The sequence below is a fragment of the Streptomyces sp. JJ66 genome (assembly GCF_019303495.1).
Taxonomy (GTDB): domain Bacteria; phylum Actinomycetota; class Actinomycetes; order Streptomycetales; family Streptomycetaceae; genus Streptomyces.
In genome coordinates this window covers 68,140-83,780 of record NZ_JAEVFI010000015.1, presented here as the reverse complement: position 1 = coordinate 83,780, position 15,641 = coordinate 68,140, and the positions used below count along the sequence as shown (strand labels likewise).

General features: G+C 75.1%; 13 protein-coding genes. 6 read left to right on the top strand and 7 right to left on the bottom strand.

The annotated features are described in order from the left end of the window. The first annotated feature begins 99 nt into the window (after positions 1-99). Both JJV70_RS12855 and JJV70_RS12850 read left to right on the top strand, forming a co-directional pair. On the top strand, positions 100-3,066 hold the full coding sequence (locus JJV70_RS12855; protein WP_374227289.1) for a lysylphosphatidylglycerol synthase domain-containing protein: 2,967 nt from the start codon (positions 100-102) through the stop codon (positions 3,064-3,066). 106 nt (positions 3,067-3,172) lie between these two features. Then, entirely contained in the window at positions 3,173-4,810 is a 1,638-nt protein-coding gene (locus JJV70_RS12850; RefSeq protein ID WP_219048005.1) for an alpha/beta hydrolase, read from the top strand. 51 nt (positions 4,811-4,861) lie between these two features. On the opposite strand, the gene moeZ is transcribed toward JJV70_RS12850, so the two are convergent. The 7 genes from moeZ to JJV70_RS12815 all read right to left on the bottom strand — a co-directional run bounded on the left by moeZ (position 4,862) and on the right by JJV70_RS12815 (position 13,660). Then, the gene (gene moeZ / locus JJV70_RS12845; RefSeq protein WP_219048004.1) at positions 4,862-6,040 is read right to left on the bottom strand and encodes an adenylyltransferase/sulfurtransferase MoeZ; all 1,179 of its coding nucleotides are present in this window, start codon (positions 6,038-6,040) and stop codon (positions 4,862-4,864) included. Positions 6,041-6,102: 62 nt separating this feature from the next. Continuing rightward, a complete protein-coding gene (locus JJV70_RS12840) occupies positions 6,103-6,915 on the bottom strand; it encodes a spherulation-specific family 4 protein (protein ID WP_219048003.1) in 813 nt (270 codons plus the stop codon). Continuing rightward, positions 6,903-7,820, bottom strand: a complete 918-nt coding sequence (locus JJV70_RS12835; protein ID WP_219048002.1) for an NAD-dependent epimerase/dehydratase family protein — start codon at positions 7,818-7,820, stop codon at positions 6,903-6,905. Before JJV70_RS12835 ends, JJV70_RS12840 begins: the two co-directional genes overlap by 13 nt. A gap of 49 nt (positions 7,821-7,869) precedes the next feature. After that, positions 7,870-9,165 (bottom strand): hypothetical protein, encoded by a 1,296-nt coding sequence (locus tag JJV70_RS12830; protein WP_219048001.1) that lies wholly within the window; start codon positions 9,163-9,165, stop codon positions 7,870-7,872. Beyond that, on the bottom strand, positions 9,162-11,060 hold the full coding sequence (locus JJV70_RS12825) for a glycosyltransferase (protein WP_219048000.1): 1,899 nt from the start codon (positions 11,058-11,060) through the stop codon (positions 9,162-9,164). The genes JJV70_RS12830 and JJV70_RS12825 overlap by 4 nt, the downstream gene beginning before the upstream one ends. A gap of 196 nt (positions 11,061-11,256) precedes the next feature. Next, complete coding sequence (locus tag JJV70_RS22745; protein ID WP_308294802.1) at positions 11,257-12,081, bottom strand: DUF3152 domain-containing protein; 825 nt, start codon at positions 12,079-12,081, stop codon at positions 11,257-11,259. A gap of 553 nt (positions 12,082-12,634) precedes the next feature. Further along, positions 12,635-13,660, bottom strand: a complete 1,026-nt coding sequence (locus tag JJV70_RS12815; protein ID WP_219047998.1) for an alpha/beta fold hydrolase — start codon at positions 13,658-13,660, stop codon at positions 12,635-12,637. Positions 13,661-13,786: 126 nt separating this feature from the next. Here JJV70_RS12815 and JJV70_RS12810 point away from each other — a divergent pair, with 126 nt between their 5' ends. The 4 genes from JJV70_RS12810 (at position 13,787) to JJV70_RS12795 (ending at position 15,597) form a co-directional block, all read left to right on the top strand. Next, positions 13,787-14,026 (top strand): hypothetical protein, encoded by a 240-nt coding sequence (locus tag JJV70_RS12810; protein ID WP_219047997.1) that lies wholly within the window; start codon positions 13,787-13,789, stop codon positions 14,024-14,026. A 186-nt stretch (positions 14,027-14,212) separates the two neighbouring features. Then, a complete protein-coding gene (locus JJV70_RS12805) occupies positions 14,213-14,839 on the top strand; it encodes a TetR/AcrR family transcriptional regulator (RefSeq protein ID WP_219047996.1) in 627 nt (208 codons plus the stop codon). Between the two features lie 133 nt (positions 14,840-14,972). Continuing rightward, on the top strand, positions 14,973-15,200 hold the full coding sequence (locus JJV70_RS12800; RefSeq protein ID WP_219047995.1) for a DUF3107 domain-containing protein: 228 nt from the start codon (positions 14,973-14,975) through the stop codon (positions 15,198-15,200). Positions 15,201-15,333: 133 nt separating this feature from the next. Next, positions 15,334-15,597, top strand: a complete 264-nt coding sequence (locus JJV70_RS12795; RefSeq protein WP_219047994.1) for a hypothetical protein — start codon at positions 15,334-15,336, stop codon at positions 15,595-15,597. Positions 15,598-15,641: the final 44 nt, after the last annotated feature.

The window sequence follows — 15,641 nt, the reverse complement described above, 5'->3', positions numbered from 1 at the left end:
GGTACCCGGACGTCGGGAACATCACACCCCCGGCGGGAGGGGGACCCTGATGCGGCCCCGGACGGCGCACGCATGCCACCATCGTTCGGGCGGTGACGCGTGATACGGGATCGAGAAGAGCAATCCGGGCATCAGCCGGGCGGAACGTCCCCTCAGGGGGAGAGTCCCCCGGCCGGTGCCGCGCACCCCGACACGGCGGACGGCGACACTCCCCGCACCCCGGCCGACGGCCCTGCTCCGGCCCCGTCACCGGCTGAGCCTCCCGCGCCCACCGGCGCCGCGTCTCCCGGTGAGGCCCCGGGGGACGTCTGCGAGAGCGCCGACCAGCCCGCCGCGTCCGGAGCCGAAGGCCGCCCCGGCGAACGCCCCGCCCAGCAGCCCGCCCCGGTGGACGGACCCCGGCACAGCCCGCTCGCCCGCAGACGGCGGCTGCGCACGGCGGTACGCCCGCACGAGGCAGACGATCCGGACCAGGCCGAGCAGCTGGAGAGCGACGAGCCGCTGCTGTCGGCCCGCGTGCACCGCCCCTCGGACCTGTTGCGCATGCTGCTCGGCGCGTTCGGCATCGTCGTCGTCCTGGGCATCGCCTACTTCGCGCACGCGACGACCGCCGGGATCGAGCAGGACATCGGCAAGGGCGCCGACCAGGCACCGCCGCTGGTGATCAGCATCGCCGGGGTGGTCTCCAGCATCGCGGTGCTGCTGGTGCCCGTCGCCTTCGCCATCGAGCGGCTGATCAAACGCGACGGACTGCGCATCGCTGACGGCGTGCTGGCCGCCGTCCTGGCACACGGCGTCTCGCTCACCGCCGCGCTGTGGATCGCCGAGGCGGCTCCGGCGCCGATCCAGGACGCGTTCACCAAGGTGGCGCCCGGTGGCGGTCTGACCGACCCGGTGCACAACTACCTCGGCCCGGTCATCGCCTACATGACGGCCGTCGGCATGGCGCGCCGCCCGCGCTGGCGGGTGCTGCTGTGGGTGGTGCTGCTGACCGACGCGCTCGCGGTGCTGATCAGCGGCTACACCACCTCGCTGGCCATCGTGCTGACGGTGCTGATCGGCTGGAGCGTGGCCTACGGGACGGTGTACGCCGTCGGTTCGCCCAACGTCCGGCCGACGGGGCAGAACCTGCTCGCGGGCCTGCGCCGGGTCGGGTTCGCGCCGGTGTCGGCGGTGCGCGCCGAGGACGGGGTGACCGACAGCGACCGGGGTCGCCGTTACCTGGTGACGCTGGAGACCGGCCCGCCGCTGGACGTCACGATCGTCGATCGCGAGCAGCAGGCGCACGGCTACTTCTACCGGGCCTGGCGGCGGCTGGCGCTGCGCGGCATCACCCAGCGGCGGCAGCTCCAGTCGCTGCGGCAGGCGCTGGAGCAGGAGGCACTGCTGGCCTACGCGGCGATCGCGGCCGGGGCGAACGCGCCCAAGCTGATCGCCACCTCCGAGCTGGGACCGGACGCGGTGATGCTCGTCTACGAGCACATCGGCGGCCGTCCGCTGGACGGGTTGCCAGACGAGGAGGTCACCGACGCGCTGATGCGGGCCGCGTGGGAGCAGGTGCGGGCGTTGCAGTCGCGGCGTATCGCGCACCGCAGGCTGGGCGGCTCGGCGCTGCTGGTGGACGGCGGTGGCGCCGTCTTCCTGACCGACCTGCGTGGCGGGGAGATCGCGGCCGGGGACATCAGCCTGCGCATGGACGTCGCCCAGCTGCTGACGACGTTCGGGCTCCGCGCCGGCGCCGAGCGGGCGGTGCGGGCGGCGGTGGGGGTGCTGGGGCCGGACGCCGTGGCCGACAGCCTGCCGCTGCTCCAGCCGCTCGCGCTCAGCCGGGGCACCCGGCAGATCCTCAAGCAGCGGGCCCGCGAGCGTGCCGAGCGGGAGCGGGAGCTGGTACTGGAGGTGGCCAGGGCGCACCGCGAGGCGCGGGACGCGCAGACAGACACCCAGGCAGAGGAGGCCCAGCCCGCGGCGGCCTCCGGGGCCAAGCGGGACCGGGCCGAGCGGGCCCGGGTGGAGCGGGCCGAGCACGAGGCCGTCGAGCAGGCCCTGGAGGAGAACCGTGAGGAGGACCTGCTCGCCCAGATCCGCCAGGAGGTGCTGCGCATACGGCCGCAGGCGCCGGTGACGCCGGTGCGGCTGGAGCGCATCCGGCCGCGCACGCTGATCTCCTTCATCGCGGGCGCGTTCGCCGCCTACTTCCTGATCTCGCAGATCACCCACGCCAACCCCCTGGACGTCTTCACCGAGGCGCACTGGGGCTGGGTGGCGCTCGCGGCGGGCGCCTCGGTGCTGAGTTACCTCGCCGCCGCGCTGGCGCTGCTGGGTTTCGTCCCCGAGCGGGTGCCGTTCTGGCGCACCGTGCAGGCGCAGGTGGCGGGTTCGTTCGTGAAGCTGGTGGCCCCGGCGGCGGTCGGCGGCGTCGCGCTGAACACGCGGTTCCTCCAGCGGGCCGGGGTGCGGCCGGGGCACGCGGTGGCCAGTGTGGGCGCCTCGCAGCTGTTCATGCTGGGCGTGCACATCATGCTGCTGCTGTCGTTCGGCTACATCACCGGCAAGGAGCAGGCGCCGTCCATCCCGCCCTCCCGCACGGTGATCGCCGGTCTGCTGGCGGTGGCGGTGCTGGTCCTCATCGTCTCCGCGATCCCGCCGCTGCGCCGGTTCGCCTCCACCCGGCTGCGCGCGCTGTTCGCCGGAGTCGTGCCGCGCATGCTGGACGTGGTGCAGCGGCCCACCAAGCTGGCCAGCGGCATCGGCGGCATGCTGCTGATCACGCTGGCGTTCGTGGTGTGCCTGGACGCCTCGATCCGTGCCTTCGGCGGGGACCCCAGGTTCGCCGTGGTGGCGGTCGTCTTCATGGCGGGCAACGCCCTGGGCTCGGCGGCTCCGACACCGGGCGGCATCGGGGCGGTGGAGATCGCGCTCATCGCGGGCCTCACCACGCTCGGCGGGGTGGACAACGCGGTGGCCACCTCGGCGGTGCTCCTGTTCCGCACCCTGACGTTCTGGCTCCCCGTGCTCCCCGGCTGGCTGGCGTTCTCCCGCCTGACCCAGCGCAAGGCGCTCTGAGCGACCCGTCCCGCCCGGCGCTCGCTCACCCGAACGGACTCGCGCGGCGGGCGGCGTCGGCGGACGCTGCCGACCATGGCAGTCATTCCCATCGCAGGGAGGCGCCATGTCCGCAGCCGTCCGCCGGGGTATGGCCCTGGCCGCCGTCGTGCTCACCGTCGGTACCGTGACCGCCGGGGGATGTGCCGGAAGCCAGGCGCCGGGCGGTGGCGGCGGCCAGCCCGCCCGGCCGGCGGCCCGCCAGCAGCCGAGCCCACCGCCCGCACCCCAGCTGCCGACGTCGCTGACCGGGCAGGAGCTGACCTGGCGCGCCTGTCCCCCGGCGCCGGAGTACGGGGCGGGCGGCCCGCCGAGCCCGCCGCAGCCGATGCCGGACGGCACCTCGTGGCAGTGCGCGACGCTGCGGGCACCGCTGGACTACCAGGAGCCGGAGGGCGAGCGGATCGGCATCGCGCTCGTGCGCGCCCGCTCGCAGGCTTCAGGTGAGGACCGCATCGGCTCGCTGGTGTTCAACTTCGGCGGCCCCGGCGGTTCCGGGGTCTCGACGCTGCCGGTGTCCGGCGCGCAGTTCGCCGCGCTGCACGAGCGCTACGACCTGGTGAGCTTTGACCCACGCGGCGTCGCCCGCAGCCAGGGCGTGCGCTGTCTGACGGACGCGCAGCTGGACGCCTACTACCAGCAGGCCGCGATCCCGCGGACGGAAGCCACCACCGACGCGTACCTGGAGCAGCAGGCGGCCTACGCGCGGGCGTGCCAGGCGAACTCCGGGGTGATCCTGCCGCACCTGCGAACCGTGGACACCGCACACGACCTGGACCTGCTGCGGCAGGTGCTCGGCGACGACGTGCTGTACTACTTCGGCGTCTCCTACGGCACCGAGCTGGGCGGGGTGTACGCGCACCACTATCCGGGCAACGTGGGCCGCGCGGTGTTCGACGCGGTCGTCGATCCGACGCTGGACCCGGCCACCTCGACGCTGAACCAGACCAAGGGGTTCCAGCTCGCGCTGACGAACTACCTCAAAGCGTGCGACGAGGACGGGCAGTGCCCGGTCGGCCAGACGCCCGCCCAGGGTGAGCAGGCGATTGTCGGCCTGCTGGAGCGGCTGGCCGAGCGGCCGCTCGCCACCCGCGATCCGGACGGCCGCGAGCTGAACGCCTCCCTGGCCTCGGCCGGGATCGCGCTGTCGCTGTATTCGCGGGACTTCTGGCCGATCCTCACCGAGGGCCTGGTGGACGCGCTCGACGACGCGGACGGCACGGTGCTGCTCCAGCTCAGCGACCTGCTCAACGGGCGGCGCGAGGACGGAACGTACGACAACAGCCAGGCGGCGCTGACCGCGATCAGCTGCGCGGACAGCAAGCCGCGCTACACGGTGGCCGACGTGCGCGAGCGGCTGCCGGAGTTCCGCGAGGCGTCCCCGGTGTTCGGCGAGATGACGGCGTGGGGCCTGCTGTCCTGCTACGCGTGGCCGGTGGCGGGCGCGGCCGAGCACCCGGTGGTGAGCGCGCCCGGGGCCGGCCCGATCCTGCTCGTCGGTACCACCGGGGACCCGGCCACCCCGTACGAGGGCACCGAGCGCATGGCCCGCGCACTCGGCGGCGAGGCCGGAGTGGTGCTGACGTTCCGGGGCGAGGGCCACGGCGCCTACCACAGCGGCGACCCGTGCGTGCAGGACCGGGTGAACGCCTACCTGCTGGACGGCAAGGTCCCCGAGGACGGGACGGAGTGCCCCGCTCCGTGAGCTGGGCCCGGGGTGGCCGAAGGCGCTGGTGCCACCCCGGGTCCGCCGGGCTCAGTACACCGGCTTGTCGGGCTCGACCTGGTTGACCCAGCCGATGACACCGCTGCCGACGTGCACCGCGTCCGCGAAGCCCGCGTTCTTCAGGACCGCGAGCACTTCCGCGGAGCGGACACCCGTCTTGCAGTGCAAGACGATCTTCTTGTCCTGCGGCAGGTCCTGAAGCGCGGTGCCCATCAGGAACTCGTTCTTCGGGACGAGCCGGGCGCCGGGGATGGAGACGATCTCGTACTCGTTAGGCTCGCGGACGTCGATGACGTCGATGTTCTCGCCCGCGTCCATCCACTCCTTGAGCTGCCGGGGCGTGATGGTGGAGCCCGCGGCGGCCTGCTGCGCCTCGTCGGAGACGACGCCGCAGAACGCCTCGTAGTCGATCAGCTCGGTGACGGTGGGGTTCTTGCCGCACACCGCGCACTCCGGGTCCTTGCGGACCTTGACCTGGCGGTAGGTCATCTCCAGGGCGTCGTAGATCATCAGACGGCCGACCAGCGGGTCACCGATGCCCGCGAGCAGCTTGATGGCCTCATTGACCTGGATGGAGCCGATGGATGCGCACAGCACCCCCAGCACGCCGCCCTCGGCGCAGGAAGGCACCATGCCCGGCGGCGGCGGCTCGGGGTACAGGCAGCGGTAGCAGGGGCCGTGCTCGCTCCAGAACACCGACGCCTGCCCGTCGAACCGGTAGATCGAGCCCCACACGTAGGGCTTGTTCAGCAGCACGCAGGCGTCGTTGACCAGGTAGCGGGTGGCGAAGTTGTCCGTGCCGTCAACGATGAGGTCGTACTGCGCGAACAGCTCCATCACGTTGGAGGAGTCCAGCCGCTCCAGGTGCAGGTTGACCTGGGTGTGCGGGTTGATGCCCAGCACCGTGTCCTTCGCGGACTCGGCCTTGGGGCGGCCGATGTCGGCCTGGCTGTGGATGATCTGGCGCTGGAGGTTGGACTCGTCCACCTCGTCGAACTCGACGATGCCGAGGGTGCCCACGCCCGCGGCGGCCAGGTACATCAGCGCCGGAGAGCCGAGACCGCCGGCGCCCACGCACAGCACCCTCGCGTTCTTCAGCCTTTTCTGCCCCTCCATCCCCACATCCGGGATGATCAGGTGGCGCGAGTACCTGCGGACCTCGTCGACGGTGAGCTCGGCGGCTGGCTCGACCAGCGGTGGCAGCGACACGGAGACCTCAGCATGGGTTCGTACGAACGGTTGTCCTGTGCGTAACACTGCCACGCGCGGTCTCATTCCGAGACCGCGATTCCGATCCGCGAGACAATCTCGTCCCAGAAGCCGGGCAGCGTCTCGAACGGGTCCGTGCCCGCACCCGGCCCCGGCCCCTCCCCGCGCCGCGCGCTGGTGCGGCCAAAGTCGCCAGGGACATCGGTGACGAAGACGGTGCCCGCGCCCTGCCAGCGCGCGATGCGCAGGGCCTCCTCCAGGTGCCCGCGCGGGACGCCGTACACCAGATGGCAGAAGCGGGACGGCGGCTGGTCGGCGGTCCACGGGGCCGCCTGGGACCAGCGGTAGTCGGCCCAGGTGCCACGGAAGGTGACCAGCTGGTCGGCGAGGCCGGCGTACCCGGGGTGCGGGTGGGTGCCGTGGCCGAGTACCAGGTGCGGCACCGGGCACCCGGCCTCCTGGCCGCGTCCCCGCAGCGCTGCCACGGTCCCCCGGGTCCGTGGCAGCGCGTCGGGGGCGGCGGGCGCGCGGTCGAGGTAGAAGCCCGCCACGCTGTACCAGTCCAGGAAGTGTCCGGCCTCCGGGATGACCTCCGCATCCGCACGCGCGCCCCACCGCAGGTCCAGGTGTCCCAGCAGCGGTACGCCCGCGTCGCGCAGCCGGGCCGCGGCGGCCAGGCAGTACGGGTCGGGGCGGGCCCCGGGGCCGCCGGTGACCGGCGCCTTCAGCACCGCCCAGTGCACCGGGGCGCCGGGGCGGGCCAGCTCGGCCCACTCGGCGGGGGCGAGCAGCGGGTGCGCGAAGCCGGGGGCGCCGAGGCCCAGCGCCCCGGTGGCCGGGGCGGTCGCGCCCGGGGCGGGTCTCAGATGCGACACGCGGCCTCCATCCAGATGTCCGCCAGGGACTCCTCCAGGCCGATGCGCGGACGCCAGCCCAGCCGGTCGCGGGCGGTCCGCACGTCGGCCTGCTGCCACACGCCGCACCCGTCGGGGTAGGGCGGCTGGGCCGGACCCGCGCCCAGGTGCGGCTCCCCGTCCTCCAGGACGGCCCCGGCGTACCCGGCGACCCGGGTCAGCATGCCGACGGCGTCGCGCAGCCGCACCGCGCGCCCGGTGCCGATGTTGACCACGCCCTGCGCCGCCGACAGCGAGGCCGCGTGCACGGCCCGGGCCACGTCGCGGACGTCCACGAAGTCGCGCTGCACACCGAGCCCGCCCAGCTTCAGCTCGTGGTCGCCGTGCTGCATGGCCCGCCGCAGCGCCTCCGCGAGCCGGCCCAGCGGCGACCCGGCCGGGGTGCCGGGCCCGGCGGGCGAGAACACGCGCAGCACGATCGCGTCCAGACCGGAGCCGAGCACCAGCTCGGTGGCGGCCAGCTTGCTCACGCCGTACGGGCCGCCGGGGCGCGGCACCGCGTCCTCACCGGTGGACGAGCCGGGCTGGGAGGGGCCGTACTCGGCGGCGCAGCCGACGTGCACCAGCCGCGCGGTGCAGCCGGAGCGGCGCAGCGCCTCGCAGACGGTGGCGGTGCTCACCGTGTTGTGCCGGATCAGATCGCGGGCCCCGCCCCGGATGGCGCCCGCGCAGTTGATGACGACGCCGGGGTGGACGGCGTCCAGGAAGCGGGTGAGCGCTCCCGGACTGCCGTCGGACAGGTCGAACCGGACGTCGGAGTGGTCCTGGCGGCCGAGCGCGGTGAGCTGAACGGCCGGATCGGCGAGCAGGCGGTCGGCCACGTAGCGGCCGAGGAAGCCACCTGCCCCGAGCAGCAGCACCCTCATCGTGTTTCCTCCCCCGGTCGGCGGGAGACGCCTGCGGCGTGCTGAGCGGTCATCGGTTGTGCTCCTTGTGGGTGAAGTGAGGGTGCGGCGACGGGGCCGCCGGTGTGCTGGGGGCGTGCGCCGAGGCCCCGGTGAGGACGGACGCGGCGTACGCGAGGAGGACGAGGGCGGCGGGCACGAGGCAGGCGGCGGACGGCGCGGCCGCCCCGAAGCGGGCGACGGCCCACTCCAGCGGCCCGCTCAGCCCGCCGAACCCCGGCAGCCGGGCGAGCGCGGCCCAGCCGAACACGAGCGCCTGCCCGCAGGCCGCCGCCCCGAGCCCGCGCGCGGCAGCCCGGCGGAACCCGTGCGCGGCCAGCAGCAGCGCCGCGAATCCCAGCAGCGCGAGCGCCGTAACGCCGGTGCTCGCGGCCAGAGCCGGCCCGGACGTCCCGCCCGCCGTCAGCTGCCGGGTGAGCGCCTGCGCGGCGAGCGCCCCGGCGGCGCACCCGAGGACGGCGGCGGCCAGCAGGGGCCGGGCGTCACCGGCGAACTCGCCGAGCGTGCGGCTGACGGTGAGCCGCCGCCGGGTGCGCACCGCGAACCACCGGGCGCAGCCCCCGGCCGGGGCCGCGCCCCAGGCCAGCGTCAGCGGCACCCAGGCCGGAGCGGTTCGGACCCACGGCGCCGGGTCTTTGCTGAGCAGGGCCGCGAGGAGCCCGTCGCCGAGCACGGCGCTGGCGGCCAGCCAGCACCCCGCGAGGACGGCGGACGCCCCGAGTGGCACGCCCCGCAGGGCGGCCCGCAGCACCACGGCGAGCAGCAGCACGGTGAGCGCCCCCGCCACGGGCCGCCACCCGGCTGGTACGGGGGCGAGGACCACGAGCGTGACCAGCGCGCCGGGCAGCAGCCACAGGACCCCGCGCGCGATCCGGCGCACGCCGGACGCCTGCTCGGCCTGCGCGGGCCCGGGCATGGCCGTCTCCGTGCCGCGCGGCGAGCGCGCGTACAGCTCCTCGGCCAAGGCGAAGACGTCCCGGTGCCGGTACCGGGCGGCGGCGCGGTCGGTGAGGCCGTGCGCCTCCAGACCGGCGGCGATCTCCAGCGGGTCCACGGCGTGCTCGCACAGCTCGCGGTGCCGGTGCAGCAGTTCCCGCACGGGGTCGGCGGGCCCCCGGCGCGCGAGCGCCCCGCGCGCCCCTCCCCGCGCCGCGCCCGCTCCCGTTGCCGGGTCCGCCCAGGGCTTGCCCAGCGAGACCCCGCCGGGCCGCCCGGAGCCCCCGGCCGCACTCCCCCCGGTCCGCGCCCGGTCGCGGGACGCCTGGGGGGCGTACTCGGTGCGGGGGGCGTACTCGGGGGCGCTCACCGCGCGTCCTCCCCCGCAGCCGACCCCGCAACCGACCCCGCCACCGACCCCGTGGCCGCTCCGACGCCCGCGGGCGCGGTGTGCGCCCAGCTGGGGGTGGCCGCCGTCTGACCGGGCCGCTCGGGCGGCACCCGGCTCGGCGTCCACCGGCCCGACGCCCACCGCCCGGGTACGTGGGCCTCGGCGGTGCGGGCGAACGGCGGGGCGGCGTCCCCGACCGCGTCGGCTTCCCGGCGGCGGGCGATCAGCTCCAGGTAGCCGCTGTGGAAAGCCCGGACGTTCTGCTCCACGGTGAACAGTTCCAGCGCGCGGGCGCGGGCGGCGGCGGCGAGCCGGGCCCGGCGCGCGGGGTCGCGCAGCAGGGCGAGGCAGGACTCGGCGAGCGCCCGAGGGTTGCGCGGCGGGACGACGAGGCCGGTGCCGCCGATGACCTCGCACACCGCCCCGGCGTCTGTGGAGACCGTCGCCCGGCCGCTGAACATCGCCTCCACCAGGGACACCGGGAAGCCTTCGATGACGCTGGAGAGCACCACCACCGTGGCGGCGGCGTAGGCGTCGGCGAGCCGGGGCACGTCCGGGCCGCCGACCTCGGTGAACGTCACGGGGTTGCGGCCCATGCTGCGCCGGTCGGCGGCCTCGTCGGGGAACAGCTGCGCGGTCAGCGCGCGGCAGTGCGCGGCGTATCCGGAGCCGGCACGGTCCGGCCCACTGCCGACAGAGCCGGTGCCGACAGAGCCGGTGCCGACAGAGCCGGTGCCGACAGAGCCGGTGCCGACGATGAGGAGCCGGGCGCGCGGCACGGCCCGGCGCACCTCGGCGAAGGCGTGCAGCAGCGCGACGAGGTCCTTGCCCGGTTCCAGGCGCCCGGTCCACACCAGCAGCGGGTCGGGGTCCGGCGCGCCGGGGTCCTCGGGCACGGGTGTGAAAGGACGGGCGTCCATGCCGGGGTAGACCGTGCGCAGCCGCTCGCGGTCGGCACCGCAGCGCTCCTGCCAGCGCCGGGCGTGCGTGTTGCCCGGAGTGATGATCCCGGCCTGCCGGTATGCCTCGCGGGCCAGCCGGGTCTGGAAGGCGGCGAGCAGGGCGCGCACAGGTGCGGCCGCCGCGCCGGGGGCGACGGCGCGCACCGCTCCGGTGAGGTAGTGCTCGCGTACCCGCACGCCGTACTCGGTGAGCAGGAGCGGGGTGCCGAAGCGGCGCCGGGCGAGCAGGGCGGGCAGCACCGAGGGGCCCGCGCCGACGGCGTGGCACAGGTCCACGGCGGCCAGGCCCAGACCCGCGTCCGCGCCGGGCGCCCCGTCAGCGGCGCCGTGCCGCCCGTCGCCGTACCAGCCGAGGGAGAGCGGACGCAGCGCGCGCTCCAGGCGTTCGGTGACGGCCAGCAGATCGGTGACGGTGGCGACGCGTGCAGTGCGCAGGGCGCCAGGGGCCCGGCAGGCGGCCTCCAGCAGGCGGACGGCCCGCTCGGAGCCCAGGGCGAGCGGCAGCCTGCCGTGGTCGGCGGCGAGGTCGGCGAGACCGTACAGACCGCTGGCGAAACGGTCCGCCAGCCCTGCCCCACCCGCATCCCCGGTGCCGCTCTCCACGGCGGGGTCGGCGCAGCAGGCGGCCGCCAGGTCCGCGAAGTGCTCGGCGAAGCGGGCGCGCTCGCGCCGCCCGTACGCCCGGCGCTCGCGCCCGCCGGGGGGTGGCGGACCCCACAGTGGCGCGGTGTGCACCCGGCGGACCTGCGGCGGCAGCGGACGGTATCCGGCCGCCTCCTGGTGCGGCCCCCGGCTGAGCGCGTACACCTCGAACTCGTGGCCCCGCAGCCCGTGGACCAGCCGGTCGCACCAGAGAACTGACTCACCCTTCGCGTACGGATAGCCACCCTCCGTGAGCAGCGCTGCACGCATGACGTCACCCCCGTTCCAGTGCTGGGTCCGGCCGCGTGAGGCGGCCGGTGAGAACGGGAAGACGCTATGCGGGGGAGGCGGTGGCGCGACGGACGGTTGTCCGCCGGACCACCGGAAGGGGTGAACTAGCGTGACTTTTGCGTACGGCGCCCGTTCAGCGTGCTGTCACCGCGCCGTCACCCCGGATCGCGCGGGCTCAGGCGTCCGGGAACGGCCAGGGGTTGGGGCGGCAGGTGCGGTCGCCGGAGGTCAGCGTCTTGGTCTGCTGCATCATCACCGAGGCGAGGGCGCCGTCCCCCGAACAGCCCACGTGGTTGAAGCCGAGCCGGTGGCCCACCTCGTGGTTGATGAGCATCTCGCGGTACTCGCGCATCAGGTCAGGCCCGAAGGTGGCCGCACCCTGGCCCCACCGGTAGGCGTTGATCATGATCCGGTCGGTGGCGGCGGAGTCGCAGGAGACGTTGTCCACGGTGGTGTCGAGACCGGACTTGGCGCACCACTCGGCCGTCGTCGCGGGACTGGCCAGCGTCATGACGAAGTCCACGGGGCCGGAGTCGACGCGGACGAAATCGCGCTGCCCGTCGTGGGCCCAGCTGCGCTCGTCGTTGAGCGTGGTGTGCACGGCCCGGGCGAAGAAGTCCGCGTCGAGCCCGAGACCGTCCTCCACGTCCACCCGGTAGGTGAGCGGCTCGCCCTCGCCCGAGCCCTCCGCGCGTCCCGGCACGGCCGAGAAGGTGCCCGGGCCGTCGAGTTCCGGGGGGAGGGGGATCTGCTGCTCCAGCTGCTCCGCGTAGGGCAGTCGCGGCGGCTCGGCGGGTGGTTCGGCTGACCCGGCGGGCGCCGGTCCGCGCTGGTCGTCACGGGAAGGCGGCTTGTCGCTGCCGCGCTGCTCACCGCCCGGCGCGGCCCCGCTGCCGCCGGACGCGACGTGACCGGCCACCAGCACGGTCAGCACGGTGGTGACGAGTGCCGCGAGCACTCCCGTGCTCAGCCGCAGCCAGGTGGACAGGCGCGGCGTCACGGGCCCGGGCGGTGAAGCGGCGTCCGGGGACCCTGCGGCACCGGCTTCCGGGGCAGCCGGCCGGGGGGCGGGAGAGGCGGGCTCGGCGGCACAACCGGACTCGGTGGCGGCTTCAGGCCCGGTCCCCTGCCCAGCCCCGGATTCCGGGTCCGGGGCGTTCGGCGGACCCGGGTGCGGTTCTGGGCCGTCGAAGGCGCGCACGTACTCGGGGCGCGGCCCCGCCGCCTCCCCACCCGGCGCCCCCGCCGCCGCGTCGTACCGGTCCGGGCCCGGCCGCGCGGTCTGGTGCGGGGCGGGAGCGGGCCGCCCGTGCGGGGGCTGGCCGTGCCCGCCCCCGACACCGCCAGGCTCGGCGTCCGGCGGCGGCTCGGCGTCCGGCGTCGGCTCGGTGTCCGGGCGCGGCTCAGTGGGCGAAGGCTGCTCGGTGGGCGGAGACGGCCGCCCGGCGGGCCGGGGGGTGGCGTCGGACGCCGCGTCCGGCTGAGCCGCGCGGGGCTTTGCGGGCAGCGGGGCGCGGCCGGCGCCACGGGGTCGGCTGTGACGTCCCACGCGGTCAGCCCCCGTCCCGCTCGGTCCCGGTCGCCGGAGCGGTGCCGGGGCCGGTGCCGGTGTCGGCCAGCAGCCGCCGGAACGCGGTGGCCACCTGCTCGGGGTATTCCATCATCGGCACATGCCCCGCCTCGGGCATGGTCACCAGCCGCGAGGAGCGGAAGGCGCGGACGGCCTTGCGGGCCATGCGGAAGGACACCAGCCTGTCGCGCCCGCCGTAGATGAGCAGCGTGGGTGCGAGCACCCGTTCGGCCTGCCGCCACAGTGAGTGCTGGCCGCCGAGGGTGTAGGCGTCGACGATGCCGCGCGCGGAGCGGGCGAGGCTGTCCCAGAAGTGCGGCAGGCCCAGGCGCCGCTCGTACTCGGCGACGGCGTCGGTGAAGTCCTGTTCGGTGACGCGGCCGGGGTCGCCGTAGCACAGCGCGAGCACGGCACGGGTGCGGCGTTCGGCCGTCCAGTCCCGGGTGAGCCGCCGGTAGCCGCCGACGACGCCGGGCAGCGCGAGCAGCCCGGTGGGCAGCGCACTGCGCTGGGGCCGCAGCTCCGGCAGGGCGGGCGCGACCAGGGTGAGGGTGCGCACCAGGTCGGGCCGGGCGGCGGCGACCCGGGTGGTGACGGCGCCGCCGAGGGAGTTGCCCAGCAGGTGCACCGGCCCGCGTCCGGTGGCGTCGAGATAGCGGATGACGGCGCGGGCGTGGCCGGAGATGGTGTAGTTGCCGTCCTCGGGCGGCGGCGAGTAGCCGAACCCCGGCAGGTCGAGCGCTTCCCCGTCCACGTCGGCGGCCAGCTCGCTCATGAGCGCCAGCCAGTTCAGTGAGGAACCGCCCAGCCCGTGGACGTACAGGGCGGGCGGTGCGTCCGGGCGGGGTGCGCCCGGGGGCCGCGCGGGGCTGCGCACGGCCAGGGTGAGACCGGGCAGCGTGACGGTGCGCAAGGGGTGGGTGGCGTCGGCACCGGTCGCCGGGGCCGTCCCCGGGGACCCGCGGTGTTGCGTTGCGGTCCGTACGTGCGGCGGGTCGGTGGAAGCCATGCAGGGCATGTTACGGCTCGATCACACGGAACTATCCTATGACCGGTGTCACAGGCCGCCTCGCGCCGCGCCCGCGCGCGCCATAGGCTCGTGTAAGGAGTGGCCATCGGGGTAAGGGGTGGCGTTATGCCAGTAGATCCCACAGAGCCGGAGACCTTCGAGGAAGCCATGGACGACGAGAGCTACCCCACTCCCGCGGGCGTCCCCGACCCGGAGACGCCCGAAGCCGACGCCGCCGAGCAGCGCACCGAGGTCGTGGATTTCCAGGACCGCCCGCTGAGCGGCGAGGAACTGGACGCCGTCAATCCCGCCGACGCCGCCGAACAGGCGCGCGTGGTGGAGCTCGACGAGGACGACTACCGGTGAGTCCCCGCTCGTCCCCCCTGGCCGGTCCCGCCGCACCTGCGCAGACCAGGGCACACCGGGCGGCCGTGGGGGACCGGGCGTCCGATAGGTGAAAACCTCGCCCGCTGCCGCGCGCACCCGGGTTACCGAAAAGTACGATGAGGGACGCGGCGCGACTGCGCGCGCGGAACGATCCAGGGAGGCGGCGTGACAGCCATCGAGCAGACCGAGGCACGCCCGCGGGGTACGCGCCTGCCGCGGCGGGCACGGCGCAACCAGCTGCTGGGGGCCGCCCAGGAGGTGTTCGTCGCCCAGGGGTACCACGCCGCCGCGATGGACGACATCGCCGACCGCGCGGGCGTCAGCAAGCCGGTGCTCTACCAGCACTTCCCCGGCAAGCTGGACCTCTACCTGGCCCTGCTGGACCAGCACTGCGACGCCCTGCTGCAAGCGGTGCGCGCGGCGCTGGAGTCCACCACGGACAACAAGCAGCGCGTGGCCGCCACCATGGACGCCTACTTCGCGTTCGTGGAGAACGAGGGCGGCGCCTTCCGGCTCGTCTTCGAGTCCGATCTGACGAACGAGCCCGCGGTGCGCGAGCGCGTGGAGAAGGTCAGCCTGGAGTGCGCGGAGGCGGTCAGCGCCGTCATCGCCGAGGACACCAGCCAGCCGCCGGAGCAGGCGATGCTGCTGGCCGTCGGCTTGTGCGGCATGGCCCAGATCACCGCGCGCTACTGGCTCGGCGCGGGCCAGCAGATCCCGCGCGACGCCGCCGCGACGCTGATCTCCTCCCTCGCCTGGCGCGGCATCGCCGGGTTTCCGATGCACGACTGAGCTCGCGTCCGTGTTCGCTCCCGGCGTTGCGGGGGCGGCCAAAGCGGCTGCTCTCGCGGGCTAGGGTGAAGGCACAGGGCGCGGTTCACCGCGCCGGGAGTGACCGTTGGCAACGTGTCGGAAGGGACAACGCGTGGAGGTCAGGATCGGCGTGCTGCACACGCCCCGTGAGATCACGCTGGAGAGCCGGCAGCAGCCGGAGGAGATCGAGCAGACGGTGGCCGAGGCCCTGGCCGGCAAGGCGGGCCTGCTGAGCCTGGAGGACGAGCACGGACGCAAGGTCCTGGTGCCCTCCGACCGTCTCGCCTACATCGACATCGGCGACCCGGCCGCGCGCCGCGTGGGCTTCGGCGCGGTCTGAGCGCAGGGCGCGCAGGCGCCTCACGACGTCAAACGGCGGCCGGAAAGGATCACCTTCCCGCCGCCGTTTGACGTCCCCGGTCTCCGGGGTAAGAGCGGGAATGTCCTGTTGTGCCCGCGGCTCGGAGGTGCCCATGCTCGGGGAAGCACTCGGTTCCGCTCTGCTCGGCCTGGCCGTCGCGCTGGCCGCGCTGCGCTGGCTGCCCGGCCGCTTCACCAGCGCCCCGCTGGTGCTGGCCACCGGAGCGGTCGCCGCCGCGGTGGGCGGCCTGGTCACCCGCGCCGTCCTGGGCCCCGGGCACCTGCTCATCGCCCTCACCCTGGCCGCTTTGGTGGCCGCCGCCCTGGTCTCTCTCCTGCTCACTCCGCGCCGCCGCGTGGCCCAGCCGGGCCAGTAACCGCCAGGACGCGGCGCGCCCCGCCGCTGGGCCTGCCGCAGCCG

Bases quoted from the DNA above. Each gene is read 5' to 3' on its own strand.
- JJV70_RS12850 (WP_219048005.1), top strand. From the start codon at position 3,173: ATGTCCGCAGCCGTCCGCCGGGGTATGGCCCTGGCCGCCGTCGTGCTC.
- JJV70_RS12835 (WP_219048002.1), bottom strand. From the start codon at position 7,820: ATGAGGGTGCTGCTGCTCGGGGCAGGTGGCTTCCTCGGCCGCTACGTG.
- JJV70_RS12825 (WP_219048000.1), bottom strand. From the start codon at position 11,060: ATGCGTGCAGCGCTGCTCACGGAGGGTGGCTATCCGTACGCGAAGGGT.
- JJV70_RS12815 (WP_219047998.1), bottom strand. From the start codon at position 13,660: ATGGCTTCCACCGACCCGCCGCACGTACGGACCGCAACGCAACACCGC.
- JJV70_RS12810 (WP_219047997.1), top strand. From the start codon at position 13,787: ATGCCAGTAGATCCCACAGAGCCGGAGACCTTCGAGGAAGCCATGGAC.
- JJV70_RS12795 (WP_219047994.1), top strand. From the start codon at position 15,334: ATGCTCGGGGAAGCACTCGGTTCCGCTCTGCTCGGCCTGGCCGTCGCG.